This is a genomic window from Branchiibius hedensis (genome assembly GCF_900108585.1).
Lineage (GTDB): Bacteria > Actinomycetota > Actinomycetes > Actinomycetales > Dermatophilaceae > Branchiibius > Branchiibius hedensis.
This window is the reverse complement of the sequence record NZ_UESZ01000001.1, coordinates 3,652,964-3,666,648: the sequence shown is the minus strand read 5'-3', so window position 1 is coordinate 3,666,648 and position 13,685 is coordinate 3,652,964. Positions and strand designations below refer to the sequence as shown.

Below are 13,685 nucleotides of genomic sequence, written 5' to 3'. Positions count from 1 at the left end.
GATCGAGGAAGTCGCCCGGTTATCCATGTCGAACGAGCAACGACCTTGTGAGGCGGATCACACCTTACCGCATGGTGCGACTACTTTGGAATACAAATTCCACCATACGGATTCCCCCGCCGAGGCTCCCGAGCGGATTTGGATGCGGTGCGTGTGTTGCGACAGCAATCCAGCACACCGCATCCAAACCCGGGAAGTCCGCCCCCGGCTACCGGTCGCGCGGGGTGTTCAGGTGGCTCAGTGCGGCCGCCTGCAGCGGGTTGGCTTCGGCCACCAGATCGTCGAAGCGGTACCCGGCGATCTTAGCGATCTCGACCATCGCGCTGTTGTGCTCCTGGACCACCGAGTTGTGCAGTCGGCGTTCACCGTGCTCGATGATCTGGTCGAAGCTGCCCTCATCGCGCAGCGACACCACCAACGGGAAGCCGAACCGCTCCCGGTAGGCCGAGGTCAACGCGTCCAGCCGCTCCTGGTCGGCGCCGTTGAGGTGGGTCAGGCCGCGCAGGGACTGCTCCTCCTGCGAAGCAGCACCCGTCGTGCCCTCGATGACCTCATCGGAGCCGAGGCGCGGATAGCCGGCGATCAGTTCCGCTTGCTCCTGCGGGGTCGCTGCGAACAGCGCCTCCTGGAACGAGCGCCGCAGATCGGCGGTGTCACTGAACGGCCGCTGCGCGTACGCGCGGTGCACCACCCAGTCCGGGCCCTGGAAGAGACTGCCGAAGGTCTGGGCGAACTCGTCCTCGGACATCTGGTTGACCTGCTCGAGGCGGATCAGATTGCCCGGCGAACCCGCGACAGCCGGCCCTCGATCACTGCCCACGTGGTAGAAGATCATGTAGAGCACGAAGGCCGCGATGCTACCGATCGTGATGCCGCTGCCCAGCAGCACCTGCAGCTTGTCCGGCAGCGCTTTGGCGATGTCGGGCTGCGCGGTCACCATCATGGCCAGCGCCAGGCTGGTCGCCACGATGATCACGTTGCGGTGGTCGTTGAAGTCGACCTTCGACAGGGTCTGGATACCCACGACCGCCACAGTCGCGAACATCGCCAGACCGGCACCACCCAGCACCGGCTTGGGGATGCCCGCCACCAGAGCGCCCGCCTTCGGCAGGAGGCCGAGGATGATCATGAACAGACCAGCGGTCGCCACGACGTACCTGCTCTTGACCCGGGTCAGTCGCACCAGGCCGACGTTCTCGGCGAAGCAGGTGTAGGGGAAGGAGTTCAGGATGCCGCCGATGAAGGTGGCCACACCGTCGGCGCGCAGCGCACGGGTCACATCGGTGGAATCGACTCGCTTCTCGACGATTTCGGCGGTCGCGAAGACGTCACCGGTGGTCTCCACCGCGGTGATCATCATGACGATGATCATCGAGATGATCGCGACCAGACTGAACTTCGGGATGCCGAAGTAGAACGGAGTCGTCACGCCCACCCACGAGGAACTGCTGACCTCGCTGAAGGCAGCGTCGCCGAGCATCCAGGCGATCACGGTGCCACCGACCAGGCCGATCAGCACCGCGATGGTGGCGATGAAGCCGCGGAAGACCCGTTGCAGCGCGACGATGACCAGGATGGTGCCGATCGCGTAGCACAGGTTGCGCCCGTTGGTCGGGTCCGCCTTGCCGTTGGCGTCCATGACCGCGTCGCCCGCAGCGACCGGAAGCAGCGATAGACCGATCACGGTGATGACGGTGCCGGTCACGACCGGTGGGAAGTACCGCACCAGTTTGCCGAAGTACGGCGCCACCAGGAAGGTGACCAGACCGGCGACGATGACCGAGCCGTAGATGGTGAGCAGACCGTCGGTACCGCCACCGGCCGCCAGACCGATCGTGATCATCGGCGCGACGGCGGTGAAGGTGACGCCCTGCAGCAACGGCAGCCGGACACCGACCTTCCAGAAGCCGATCGACTGGATGATCGAGGCGATACCGCAGGTGAACAGGTCCGCGTTGATCAGGTGGATCAGTTGCTTGGTGTCCAGACCGATGCCGCTGGCCAGCAGGATCGGGACGATGACGGCGCCGGCGTAGAACGCCAGCAGGTGTTGCAAGCCGTAGATCGCCAGCTTCGGTGCGGGGAGCACCTCGTCAACGGGGTGCACGGCTTTGCGTGGAGGCGCGGCCACTGTGGTCATAGCGGACCTTTCCGCTCGAGAGCCGGCGGCGCGGATGCCACCGGCAGACATGGTTTTGCTGACCGAGTATCCGCGGCTGGTTATCCATGCCAAACACCCGCGGGGACTCTGTGAGCCTAGTCACAAAATCGGCCGCGTCAAGCAAAAAACGAAAACTAAATTCCGCTGAGTGGAGATTTGCGGTTGCGGGGCCGCACAACGAACGGCGCCGTCACCCGGGAAGGGGGACGGCGCCGTACGTCGATCGCTGGATCAGGCGTCAGCCGGCACCTTGGCGACGGCCTCGGACCAGGCCTGGCCCGGGTCGTACGCCGCGGAGGCGTCCACGTCCGCGGTCCGCTTGATCGTGGCCTCGATCAGCCCGTAGGGCCGGTCGTCGGCGTGGAAGACCTCGTTGTTGTTCTCCAGGTCGAAGGAGGACAGGTCGAGCACGAAGTGGTGCTTGTTGGGGCAGCTCATCCGGATCTCGGCGATCGTGGCGTCAGCATCGAGCGCAGCCTGGCCCATCTCCCAGATGGTGTGCTGCAGCGCGTAGCTGTAGGCGTTCGCGAAGGCCAGGGTCACTGCATCGAAGACCGCGTCGAACGAAGCGCCCCAGTCCTTGTCGTTGCTGGAGTGCGCCCACTGCGCCTTGATCGCGGTCGCCATGACGCGGTCGTTGGTCGGCTGCAGCGTCGTGTACTTCTCCTGGTAGAACCCGTGGAACTCCGAGTCGGTGGTCTTCAGGACGGTGAGGTCCTTCAGGCCGCTGACCACGGTCGCCGGAGCAGACCCGCGCCGGGTCACGGTCACGGTCCGCACGTAGTCACCGTTCTTGACGAAGGCGTGCGGGTTGTCGTGCGAGCGCACCCACGGAAAGGCCTCGACGTTGATCCGGGCACTTTCGACCTGCGGTACGTCGTCGACGAAGTGGTTGGCCAGGGCCAGCGCGAACGATTCCGGGTGGCGGACCGCGTCCCCGGCCTCCTTGGCGAAGGCGTTGACCGTGTTCTTGCAGGCATCGGTGGTCAGCACCTTGGCCTGGTCGCCGGTCTGGTGGGCCTCGTCGAAGTCACCGGTCAGCGCGACGCTGACGTTGTAGTCGACCAGGTCGTGCGGCGCGGCGGGGTCGTCGCGGAAAACGCGCACGACGTGTACTTCGGCCTTGCCGTATTGGTTGTATCCCAGGACGTAGGACATCGTTGTCAGCTCCCTCGGTAGGTGGAAAAGGCGAACGGGCTCAGTAGGACTGGCACGTGGTAATGACGGTCGTCGGTGACCGTGAATGTGATGTCGACCTTCGGATAGAAGGCCGCGACGCCGATCCGGTCGAAGTACTCACCGGTGGCGAAGCTGATGGTGTAGATCCCCTGCGGCAGACCGCTGGGTGCGAGGTCGGCGATCCGGCCGTCCTCGTTGGTGACGCCCGCGCCGACCGCTGCGCCAGCGGGTCCGGTCACGGTGACCGCGATGGCGGGGGCAGGGCTGCCGCTGACCGCATCGAGGACGTGGGTGGAAAGGCTGCTCATAGTGCTCCTTGGAGTCGCAGGCGGGTGATCTGGCGCAGTTGCTCGCGCACTTCGGCGATCTCTGTGTCGTCGTCGTTATCGAGCCGTCGCTGGAGTTCGGCGAGCATCTCGTGCGGTGAGCGACCGGCGGCGCGGATCAGGAAGACCCGGTCGAACCGCCGCTCGTAGGCGATGTTCCCCTCGCGCAACGCCGCCTTCACCTGGTCGTCGGCCGAGCCCATCGAGGACTGCTCGGCGCGGGACAGGTCGGCGCTGTGCCCCTGCGCGGACACCGTTGCGCCGATCCGCGGATGACCGGCGAGCGCGGCATCCAGGTCGGCAGGACCCAACCCCGCGAACACGGCATCGGAGGCTTCCAGCACCGCCGCCCGATCGGCGTACGGGCGCCCGGCTGCCACCTCGGCCGCCCATCGCGGCGAGGAGCACAGGTGCTCCAGCCAGGCGCTGGCTTCGGCGGCAGGCAGCGCATTGAATGCGCCGAGCTCGAGGGACTCGCTCATCGGATTCCGTTCTGCGAAATTATTATTCCGTATGAAGAAACTAAAGAGTGATGCGCGTCACTGTCAAGAGGTTGGCGACAACTCTGTCGCCGAAGGTCAGGCGGAGGCGACGTCGAGCTGAGTGGCCAGATCGGCGGCGACCTGGGCCAACAGAGGTACGGCGCGTGCCCGCACCCGCTCATCCACCCGGACCGCCGGGCCCGAGATGGAGACTGCGAGCAGGGCGGTCGTACTGGGCACGGGGACGGCGAGGCAGACGACTCCGTCCTCGAGTTCACCCTCGTCGACCGCCCAGCCCCGCTCGCGCACCACGGCGAGCTGGGCGAGCAGTTCCTCCGGCGAGGTGATCGTGCGCGAGGTGAAGGCCGGCATCCCGGCGCGCCGCAGAACAGCGCGCACCTGGTCATCGGACAGCTGCGACAGCAACGCTTTGCCGGTCGCCCGCGGGTGGGCGTGCACGTGCCGTCCGAGGTCGGTGAACATCCGCATCGCGTGCGGCGAGGGCACCTGGCCGACGTAGACCACCTGATCACCGTCGAGGGTGGCCAGGTTGGCGGTTTCGCCGAGTTCGCCGACCAACCGGCGCAATTCGGGCGTACTGCGCGATCCGAACGCGGTCAGCGCGGAACTGCCCAGCGGGATCAGCCGCGAGCCCAGGGCGTAGCGCCGGTCGGGCAGCTGCCGCAGGTAGCCCCGGTCGACCAGGGTGCGCACCAGCCGATGGATGGTCGGCGTCGGCAGCCCGCTGGCCGCAGCGATCTCGATCAATGCCTGCTCGCCGCCCGCTGCATCGATAGCCTCGAGGATGTCCAGGGCGCGGGTCACCGACTGCACGCCACCCGGTTTGCTCTGCGCCATCTGTCCTTGTCCTGATCGCTCGCGCCGATCGTGGGCCTAGCGTAGAGCGCCCAGCGGCATTGACAGCCATAGTACCGTCGAGTGGAAATCAATTTCCGTATTTCGGAAACTATCCAGGAGGCCTCATGGACCCGTCCGCCACGATCACCGCTCTGCAGCGCCAACTGGATGCGACCCTGCACGAGGCTGACGCCGACCTGGCCGCCCGCTACCCCGGCGATCGCACCGACCGGCAGCCGATCCACACCGTGTACGTACCTGCGGACCGCGTCAGCTCCGACCTGCCCCGGGCCTGGGGTGACGAGGCGCTACGCCTGCTGGCCGACTACGCACCCGACGCTGCACACCTGGCCGCCGCCCTCGGCGAACCCGTGGCGGACATCGAGCCGATCTACCCACTGATCGCCGCGAAACTGCAGCGCGAACCGATCGAGGACCTGCGCATCGACTTCGAGGACGGCTACGGGCGCCGGCCCGACGCGGTCGAGGACGCTGACCTCGAACGCTGCCTCTCGGCGTACGCCGATCAACGGGCGGAGGGGATCCGCCCACCCTGGTGGGGTATCCGGTTCAAGTCCTTCGAAGCACCCACCCGTGACCGCGGCATCGCCACGCTGGTCGGCTTCCTGGCCGGAGTCGTCGACAACGGCCAGGTCCCCACCGGTCTCACGCTCACGTTGCCGAAGGTCACCTCCGTGCCACAGGTGTCCGCCATGGCCGACGCCCTGGACGCCCTCGAGGAGGCGCTCGGTGCGCCGGCCGGCAGCATCGGTTTCGAGGTCCAGGTGGAGACCGCGCAGGCGATCATGGCCCCGGATGGCACCGCAGCCGTCGCGGCGATGGTGCACGCCGGGCGCGGCCGGGTGACCTCGCTGCACTACGGGACCTTCGACTACTCGGCCGGACTCGGCATCGCCGCCGCGTACCAATCGCTGGATCACCCGGTCGCCGACCACGCCAAGAACGTCATGCAGGTCGCCGCCGCGCAGACCGGAGTTCGCCTCTCCGACGGCTCCACCAACGTGGTGGCGTTCGGCACTGCCGAGCAGGCGTTCGCAACCTGGCGACTGCACGCGGGACTGGTGCAGCGCTCGCTGATGCGGGGCATCTACCAGGGCTGGGACATGGCACCCGGGCACCTGGTCTCCCGCTACGCCGCGACCTACCTGTTCTTCCGGCGGGCCTTCGATCCCGCATGTGCCCGGCTCGCGGCGTACGTGCAACGCATCGAAGGTGACGTGATGGATGAACCCGCGACCGCCCGGATGTTGTCCAGCGCGCTGCTGCGCGGCATCGCCTGCGGCGCGTTCAGCCAGGACGACGTGACCTCCAAAACGGGCCTCGATGAGGCCGCTTTGACCGGACTGACCCGATGAACGGGGATACTGACGTGGTGACCTTCGATCTCGTCCTGCGGGCGCACGACAGCGTGCTCGGCGCCGGCGACGACGTGCGGACCGGGCCGGTGAGCGTGGCCGTGCAAGACGGTCGCATCGCACGACTCGGACCCTTCGACGCCGACTGGGACGCAACCGAATTCGTCGAACTCGAGCCCGACGAGGTCCTCATCCCCGGTGGCGTGGACACGCACGTGCACGTCAACGAGCCAGGCCGCACCGACTGGGAGGGCTTCACGACGGCCACCCGGGCGGCGCTGTCGGGTGGCACGACCAGCATCATCGACATGCCGCTGAACAGCCTGCCCTCCACGGTCACCGTTGATGCGCTGCGCACCAAGCAGGATGCAGCGGCCGGGCAGTGCTACGTCGACGTCGGCTTCTGGGGCGGAGCGATCCCGGGCAACCTGGACGATCTGGAAAAGCTCGACAGCGCAGGGGTTTTCGGTTTCAAGTGCTTCCTCGTGGACTCGGGTGTACCGGAGTTCCCGCCATTGTCGACCGCGGAGCTCAACACCTACCTGGCGCGCACCGCCGAGCTCGGGGCGTTGCTGATCGTGCACGCCGAAGACGGCGACGAGTTGGCGAAGGCCCCTGTCGCACACGGTCCGCACTACACCGACTTCACCGCGTCCCGCCCGGATGCCAGTGAGGTCACCGCGATCCGCACGGTCATCGAGGCAGTGCGGGCCACCGGCGGCCGTGCACACATCCTGCACCTGTCCAGCGCCGCGGCGTTGCCGGAGATCCGGGCCGCCAGGGCCGAGGGTCTGCCGATCACCGTCGAGACCTGCCCGCACTACCTGACCTTCGCCGCCGAAACCATCCGGGACGGATCGACGGCGCACAAGTGCTGCCCGCCGATCCGCAGCGAGGCCAACCGCGATGCCCTGTGGGAAGCGTTGGCGGACGGCACGATCGACATCGTCGTGAGCGACCACTCCCCGTGCACGGTCGATCTGAAACTGATCGAGTCCGGCGACCTGGGCGCTGCGTGGGGCGGAGTGGCCTCGGTCCAGTTGGCCCTGGGTGCGGTCTGGACGGAGGCCCAGCGGCGCGGTTTCACCCTCGCCGACGTGGTGCGCTGGATGAGCACCTCGCCCGCAGCGCTGATGGGTCTCACCGGCAAAGGAGCGATCGAGGTGGGCCGCGATGCGGATCTGGTCGCGTGGGCGCCGTCGCAGGCGTTCACCGTGCACGCCGCCGAGCTGCAGCACAAGAACAAACTGACTGCCTACGAAGGCGTTTCGCTGTCCGGAGTCGCCCGCCGGGTCTGGCTGCGCGGCGTACCGGCGACCATTGAACGCCCCGACGGGCAGTTCCTGATCCGAGGAGAACGATGACCCCACCCAATCGCCGCAGTCGGCGTCTGGCCACCGAGGCGGACCTGCCCGACTTCGTGGTCCTGCCCGATCTGGCCTCGCGCGCAATGGGTTCGGGGGTTGTCGCCGCCAACGATGAGTTGTTCGCCGAGAAGGAGAACCTCATCAAGCCCGAGGAGCCGACGTACTCCACCTACACCTTCGGCCACAAGGGCCAGGTGTACGACGGGTGGGAGACCCGCCGTCGACGCGAGCCCGGATTCGACTGGGCCATCGTGCGATTGGGCGCTCCCGGTGTCGTGCGCGGCATCATCGTCGACACCGCCTACTTCAAGGGCAACTACCCACCGGAGGTGTCCGTGCAGGGCGCGGTCATCGACGGGTACCCCTCGGTCGAGGAACTCGAAGGCACCGACTGGTTCGACCTGGTGCCACGCTCGGCCGTCAAGGGCGATGACCTGAACTCCTTCGACGTGGACTGTGACCGGCTGGTCACCCACGTGCGGTTGTGCATGCACCCCGACGGTGGGATCGCCCGGCTGCGCGTGCACGGCGAAGTCGTCGCCGATCCGCAGTTCATCGGCCGGGTGAACGTCAACCTGGCGGCGCTGGACTGCGGCGCCGGGATCTCCGGCTGCTCCAACATGTTCTATTCCTCACCGACCAACCTGATCATGCCCGGCAACGCGCGGCTGATGGGTGAGGGATGGGAGACCTCGCGGCGGCGCGACGATGGCAACGACTGGGTCGAGGTGCGCCTGGCCGGACCGGGAACCGTGGGCGTCGTGGAGTTGGACACCCGCTACTTCCTGGGCAATTCCCCCGGGTGGGCCCGCGTCACCGGATGGTCGGCCGACCGGTCGCACGAGGTGGAAATCCTGCCGAAGACCCGTCTGCAGCCCGACACCCGACACCGTTTCCGGGTGGACAGCACCGATGAGATCGCGTTCGCTCGTCTGGACGTCTACCCCGACGGTGGGATGGCCCGGCTGCGGCTGCTCGGCGAACTGTCCCAAGCCGGCCGCCAGGCCCTGCACGAGCGGTGGACGAACGCGGGCGGCCCGCCGCGCTAACTCCTGCGCGCTGCGTCCCGTCCCGTCCAATCAGTCAGCGGGATCAGCGGATTTCGAACTGCGCCAACGCCCCGGTCATCGCCTTGACCGGCGGCGCGGCGTACTCACCGCGGCGGCTGGTGGTGACGCCCATGCGGATCAGCCCCTGCAGCATCCCCGTCGCGGCGACCACACCGTCGATCACCGGCACACCGACCACCTGGCTGATCTGCGGGCAGAAGTCCGCCATCCCAGCGCAGCCCAGGACAACCGCGTCGGAATCATCCCGCTCGATCGCTTCACGGCAGGCTTTGGCGATCGCGTAGATGCCGTCTTCGCCCAGCGTCTCGAGCTCCAGCACGGGGATATCGCAGGCGTGGATACCCGCGCACTGGTGAGCGAACCCGTAGCGGTCCATCAACTCCTGCGCACGACCACGGGTCCGACTCAGCGTGGTCATCACACTGAACCGTCGCCCGACCATCGACGCCGCGTGGAACGCAGCCTCGGCGATGCCGAGCACCGGGCCGTCACTCAGCTCGCGGGCCGCATCCAACCCTGGATCGCCGAAGCAGGCGATGGCGAACCCGTCGACACCGTCAGCGTTTCCGAGCGCGATCTGCTCCAGGAGACCAGGTACGGCGAGGGCCTCCTCGTAATGGGACTCGATCGATGCCGGGCCCATCGAGGGATTGACGGCATCCACGGTGACGCCCTCCCCCGCGACGCGGGAGGCTGACCGGCCGATCAGTTGGGTCATCGCGGTGGTGGTGTTGGGATTGATCAGACGGATGTGCATCAGTGGCACCTTCCTGCTCGTCGTTGAGCATTGGTGATCCGGGACCGAGGCGAGCGCACTCCCGCCTCGGTCCCGGAGGTCATCAGTGACCGGCGGACAGACCGACACCCTTCTTGGCGGCGATGTCCTCGGCGCAATCGGAGATGTGGTGGACGCGGTCGGGGTGCCCGGCGCCATCGCTGACCTTGGGGTCGTCGCCGGACAGCACCGGCAGCTGCGGGTGCGCCCGCTCGAGGGCGACCATGATGACGAAGCCGAGCGCGCAGCCGATGAACCAGGAGTAGTCGCTGATCTTGGTCACGTCGAACCAACCCAGATCCGCGAAGGTCTTGGGCAGGACCGCACAGGCGATCGAAATGACACCGGCAACGGCGACGGTGATGACCGCGTTGGGGTTGTACCCGTTCTTGAACCAGTACTTGCCCTTCGGCGACATGGTGAACATGTCGTCGACGAGGACCTTCTGCTTGGAGCAGATGTAGTAGCCCGCGATCAGGATGCCGAAGAGTGGCCCGATCAGCGCACCGAGAACACCCAGCGTGTAGTGGATGGCGGTGTCGTTGTTGTACCAGTTCCACGGCGTGAGCAGCACCGAACCAACGGCCGCGATCATGCCGCCCATCCGCCAGCTGATCTTCTGCGGCGACACGTTCGAGAAGTCGAACGCCGGGGAGATGAAGTTGGCGACGATGTTGATACCGACGGTTGCGGTGACGAAGGTCAGACCTCCCAGCAGGATCGCGAACCACGAGTCGATGGCCTGCACGGTCTGGATCGGGTCGGTGAGCAGTTTGCCGAAGACCGGCACCGTGGCCGACGCACAGATCACGGTCAGAATCGAGAAAAACAGGAAGTTGACCGGCAGCCCCCAGAAGTTGCCCTTCCGCACCGCCGTGAACGACTTCCCGTAGCGCGCGAAGTCACCGAAGTTCAGCATCGGCCCGGAGAAGTAGGACACAACGAGCGCGATCGCCGACAACATGACCGGGATCGAGGCCGCGAAGGACAACTGCGGACCGGTGGACAGGTTCAGCGAGATGTGACTCCAGCCGGCCTTGCTGACCAAGTAGATCGCCAGCGCGATCATCACCACGTAGACGGCGGGGCCGGCGTAGTCGATGAACTTGCGGATGGTGTCCATCCTGGTCATGAACAGCGCCGCCTGGGCGACCCACAAGATGGCGTAGGAGATCCAACCCAGCGCGCTCAATCCCAGGAAACTGTGGTTGAGCAGGTTGGCCGAGCTCGGGATGAACTTCAAGAAGATGATGTTCAGCGACTCCGCCGCCAGGAAGGTCTGCACGCCGTACCACGCGACGGCGATGAAGCCGCGGATGATCGCCGGGATATTGGCCCCTTTGACTCCGAAGACCGCCCGGTTGATGACCGGGTACGGCACCGCCGTACGTTGGCTGGGCTTGGCTACCAGGTTGCAGAAGAAGAAGACGATGGTGATGCCGATCAGCAACGACGCCAGCACCTGCCAACTGGCGATGCCCAGGGCGAAGAGGCTGCCGGCCGTGACGTAGCCGCCGACGCTGTGCACGTCGGACATCCAGAAGGCGAAGATGTTGTACGTCGACCAGGTCTGTTTGCGTAACGGTGCCAGATCCTCGTTGGTGAGGGCCGGATCGTAGGCGGATTTCACCACGCCGGCGCCGGGTGGAAGGCCGGCGGCTTCGGCGAGGTCGTGGGGAAGTTCCTCCCAGCTGACTGCTTCAGTGGCCATAACTGCTCCAAGTGATTCATGGGGGGATGGGGAGCGCGGCGCTGCGCCGGGATGATCAGGCCACCGGAGGGTCGCCGATCGGACTGGTACCGTGCGGATCGACGGCTCACACCGTCGGCACTGCTGTTAAGTTATTGCTTAACGACGTGACGTAGGTTACGAGCGGGTTAACAAATCCGTCAAGGGGGTTCGCAAGCGTGGCGATAGACGAGCTGGCTGCTGGCGATGCAGGCACATCCAGCGATACGGGGGCACTGGAGGAGTTCGATGCGCAGTTGACCGGAATGCGGATCCGCGAGGTGCGGGAGCGCAAGGGCCTGTCGTTGCGTGAGGTCGCTCGCCGGATGGACATTTCCGCCAGCGCGTTGTCCCAGATCGAACGCGGCCTCCTACGACCGTCGGTCAACCGGCTGTTCGCCATCGCCAACGCGTTGGATGTGACGGTCCTCGAGGTGTTCGGCGAAAGCGAGGCAACAGGTTCCGACTCGGTGAATATGTCTACTGCCCAGTCGTATTCGCTGCGTCGTAGTCTGGAAATGGAGACCGTCACGTTGGAGGGCGGCGTCAGTTACCGTCGCCTGTCCCCAGGGCGGACGCACGGCGTTGACTTCTTCGAATCAACCTATCCGCCGCACAGCACCGCGGGCGACATGCACGAACTCAACACCCACACCGGTTTCGAGGTGGGCACCGTCGTCAGCGGTGAACTCACCATCGACTTCCCCAAGGAGCGCGTCCTGCTCCGGGCAGGCGACTCCATCTCCTACAGCTGCGCGCTGCCCCACCGGTTGTCCAACCAGTCCGATGAACCGGCTGTCGCGACCTGGTTGGTCGTCACCCAGTCCTAGACGCGTACACCCTCGGGTGCACACCGATCGCGTGTCGTAACGGTTACACGGCTGCACAATCTCTTACACGGTGTTAACCCAGGGCCCCCGGGCGCGCCCTAGCGTCAGAACATGACGACCGTTGACACCGTCCGCCCCGAGGACGAGAAGCTCGGGTGGCTACCTTCGCTGGGCTACGGCGTCCAGCACATCCTGGCGATGTTCGGTGGGGTGATCGCCGTCCCGTTGATCATTGGCGGTGCCGCCGGCCTATCGGGTGCGGAGAAGGGGCTGCTGGTCTCCTGCGCACTGCTGATCAGTGGCCTGGCGACGTTGCTGCAGACCCTCGGTGTGCCCTACTTCGGAGCGCAATTGCCGCTGGTGCAGGGCATCTCGTTCGCTTCGGTGTCGACGTTGCTGACCATCGTGCTCGGCAAGGGTGGCGGCCATGCCGGCATGCAGGCGGCGTTCGGCGCGATCCTGATCGCCGGTCTGATCGGCCTGGTGATCGCGCCGTTCTTCTCGATGGTCGTCAAACTCTTCCCACCGGTCGTGACCGGTTCGATCATCACGATCATCGGTCTGTCCTTGATGCCGGTGGCCGCCGGCTGGATCACCGGACAGGCGACGATCAACGGCAAACCGAACCCCGATTTCGCCAGCGTCGGCAACATCCTGCTGGCAGGCTTCACCCTGCTGGTCATCCTGGTCCTGATGAAGGTCGCAGTCCTGTCTCGGACCGCGATCCTGCTCGGCCTCGTGATCGGGACGATCGCCGCATTCATCGTCGGCAAGGGCAGTACCGACTCGATCAAGGGCACCAGCGCCTTCGCGTTCCCCAGCCTGTTCCACTTCGGCGCACCCACGTTCCAGGTGGGTGCGATCGTGTCGATGACGGTCGTGATCCTGGTGATCATGGTCGAGACCACCGCCGACATCATCGCCGTGGCCGAGGTCGTCGGCACGAAGGTCGATTCCAAGCGGGTGGCCAACGGGCTGCGGGCCGACATGGTCTCCACGACCGTGGCCCCCGTCTTCAACTCTTTCCCGGCGACCGCCTTCGCGCAGAACGTCGGTCTGGTTGCCATCAGTGGGATCAAGAGCCGGTTCGCGGTGGCCCTCGGCGGCGGCGTCCTGGTGGTCCTTGGCCTCTCGCCCTTCCTCGCCGGCGTGGTCAACATGATCCCGCAGCCGGTCCTGGGCGGTGCTGGCATCGTCCTGTTCGGCACCGTCGCCGCGTCGGGCATCCGGTCCCTGTCCAAGGTCGACTACCAGGGCAACAACAACCTCGTCATCGTGGCCACCTCGTTGGGGTTCGGCCTGATCCCGGTGGTCTCGAGCGGGTTCTTCGAGAACTTCCCCAGCTGGGTCGACACGATTTTCGGCTCCGGTATCTCGGCGTGCGCCATCATGGCGGTCCTGCTGAACCTGTTCTTCAACTGGTTCCAGCCCGATGAGCCGGAATCACCCTCCGGACTCTCCGAGGCGCCGCCGTTGCTCGTCACCGACGATGAACTCGAGACCCTCGACAGGGGCGGCTCGCTCTGACCGGG

The 13,685-nt window shown here is 66.2% G+C and carries 12 protein-coding genes; 5 read left to right on the top strand and 7 right to left on the bottom strand.

Annotation, left to right across the window (positions count from 1 at the left end; translation table 11 throughout):
• Positions 1 to 208 precede the first annotated feature (208 nt).
• The 5 genes from uraD (DR843_RS17865) to DR843_RS17845 all read right to left on the bottom strand — a co-directional run bounded on the left by uraD (DR843_RS17865) (position 209) and on the right by DR843_RS17845 (position 5,006).
• Positions 209 to 2,140 carry a 2-oxo-4-hydroxy-4-carboxy-5-ureidoimidazoline decarboxylase gene (gene uraD, locus DR843_RS17865; RefSeq protein ID WP_109688020.1) on the bottom strand — a complete coding sequence of 644 codons (1,932 nt, stop codon included), beginning with the start codon at positions 2,138 to 2,140 and terminating at the stop codon, positions 209 to 211.
• A gap of 252 nt (positions 2,141 to 2,392) precedes the next feature.
• Complete coding sequence (gene pucL / locus DR843_RS17860; protein WP_109688018.1) at positions 2,393 to 3,319, bottom strand: factor-independent urate hydroxylase; 927 nt, start codon at positions 3,317 to 3,319, stop codon at positions 2,393 to 2,395.
• A gap of 5 nt (positions 3,320 to 3,324) precedes the next feature.
• Positions 3,325 to 3,648: a hydroxyisourate hydrolase gene (uraH, locus tag DR843_RS17855; RefSeq protein ID WP_109688016.1), complete on the bottom strand. Its 324-nt coding sequence runs from the start codon at positions 3,646 to 3,648 to the stop codon at positions 3,325 to 3,327.
• Positions 3,645 to 4,148, bottom strand: a complete 504-nt coding sequence (gene uraD, locus DR843_RS17850; RefSeq protein ID WP_109688014.1) for a 2-oxo-4-hydroxy-4-carboxy-5-ureidoimidazoline decarboxylase — start codon at positions 4,146 to 4,148, stop codon at positions 3,645 to 3,647. The genes uraH and uraD (DR843_RS17850) overlap by 4 nt, the downstream gene beginning before the upstream one ends.
• A gap of 96 nt (positions 4,149 to 4,244) precedes the next feature.
• A complete protein-coding gene (locus DR843_RS17845; protein WP_109688012.1) occupies positions 4,245 to 5,006 on the bottom strand; it encodes an IclR family transcriptional regulator in 762 nt (253 codons plus the stop codon).
• Between the two features lie 125 nt (positions 5,007 to 5,131).
• On the opposite strand from DR843_RS17845, the gene DR843_RS17840 reads away from it, so the two are divergent.
• From DR843_RS17840 to alc, 3 genes are read left to right on the top strand one after another with little or no spacing between them, the layout of a single operon-like run.
• Positions 5,132 to 6,382, top strand: coding sequence for a DUF6986 family protein (locus tag DR843_RS17840; protein ID WP_109688010.1), 1,251 nt, complete (start codon positions 5,132 to 5,134; stop codon positions 6,380 to 6,382).
• Positions 6,379 to 7,746 carry an allantoinase AllB gene (gene allB, locus DR843_RS17835; protein ID WP_109688008.1) on the top strand — a complete coding sequence of 456 codons (1,368 nt, stop codon included), beginning with the start codon at positions 6,379 to 6,381 and terminating at the stop codon, positions 7,744 to 7,746. The genes DR843_RS17840 and allB overlap by 4 nt, the downstream gene beginning before the upstream one ends.
• Positions 7,743 to 8,798 carry an allantoicase gene (gene alc, locus DR843_RS17830; RefSeq protein ID WP_109688006.1) on the top strand — a complete coding sequence of 352 codons (1,056 nt, stop codon included), beginning with the start codon at positions 7,743 to 7,745 and terminating at the stop codon, positions 8,796 to 8,798. Before allB ends, alc begins: the two co-directional genes overlap by 4 nt.
• 43 nt (positions 8,799 to 8,841) lie before the next feature.
• Here the strand turns inward: alc and DR843_RS17825 are convergent, their stop codons facing one another.
• Complete coding sequence (locus tag DR843_RS17825; protein ID WP_109688005.1) at positions 8,842 to 9,576, bottom strand: aspartate/glutamate racemase family protein; 735 nt, start codon at positions 9,574 to 9,576, stop codon at positions 8,842 to 8,844.
• Positions 9,577 to 9,658: 82 nt separating this feature from the next.
• Positions 9,659 to 11,305, bottom strand: a complete 1,647-nt coding sequence (locus DR843_RS17820) for an NCS1 family nucleobase:cation symporter-1 (RefSeq protein ID WP_109688003.1) — start codon at positions 11,303 to 11,305, stop codon at positions 9,659 to 9,661.
• A 197-nt stretch (positions 11,306 to 11,502) separates the two neighbouring features.
• Here DR843_RS17820 and DR843_RS17815 point away from each other — a divergent pair, with 197 nt between their 5' ends.
• Positions 11,503 to 12,153, top strand: a complete 651-nt coding sequence (locus DR843_RS17815; protein WP_211310280.1) for a helix-turn-helix domain-containing protein — start codon at positions 11,503 to 11,505, stop codon at positions 12,151 to 12,153.
• 111 nt (positions 12,154 to 12,264) lie between these two features.
• On the top strand, positions 12,265 to 13,680 hold the full coding sequence (locus DR843_RS17810) for a nucleobase:cation symporter-2 family protein (protein ID WP_109688001.1): 1,416 nt from the start codon (positions 12,265 to 12,267) through the stop codon (positions 13,678 to 13,680).
• Positions 13,681 to 13,685: the final 5 nt, after the last annotated feature.

Excerpts from the sequence above, each read along its gene's own strand:
- uraD (WP_109688020.1), bottom strand. The coding sequence starts at position 2,140 with ATGACCACAGTGGCCGCGCCTCCACGCAAAGCCGTGCACCCCGTTGAC.
- pucL (WP_109688018.1), bottom strand. The coding sequence starts at position 3,319 with ATGTCCTACGTCCTGGGATACAACCAATACGGCAAGGCCGAAGTACAC.
- uraH (WP_109688016.1), bottom strand. The coding sequence starts at position 3,648 with ATGAGCAGCCTTTCCACCCACGTCCTCGATGCGGTCAGCGGCAGCCCT.
- uraD (WP_109688014.1), bottom strand. The coding sequence starts at position 4,148 with ATGAGCGAGTCCCTCGAGCTCGGCGCATTCAATGCGCTGCCTGCCGCC.
- DR843_RS17845 (WP_109688012.1), bottom strand. The coding sequence starts at position 5,006 with ATGGCGCAGAGCAAACCGGGTGGCGTGCAGTCGGTGACCCGCGCCCTG.
- DR843_RS17840 (WP_109688010.1), top strand. The coding sequence starts at position 5,132 with ATGGACCCGTCCGCCACGATCACCGCTCTGCAGCGCCAACTGGATGCG.
- allB (WP_109688008.1), top strand. The coding sequence starts at position 6,379 with ATGAACGGGGATACTGACGTGGTGACCTTCGATCTCGTCCTGCGGGCG.
- alc (WP_109688006.1), top strand. The coding sequence starts at position 7,743 with ATGACCCCACCCAATCGCCGCAGTCGGCGTCTGGCCACCGAGGCGGAC.
- DR843_RS17825 (WP_109688005.1), bottom strand. The coding sequence starts at position 9,576 with ATGCACATCCGTCTGATCAATCCCAACACCACCACCGCGATGACCCAA.
- DR843_RS17820 (WP_109688003.1), bottom strand. The coding sequence starts at position 11,305 with ATGGCCACTGAAGCAGTCAGCTGGGAGGAACTTCCCCACGACCTCGCC.
- DR843_RS17810 (WP_109688001.1), top strand. The coding sequence starts at position 12,265 with ATGACGACCGTTGACACCGTCCGCCCCGAGGACGAGAAGCTCGGGTGG.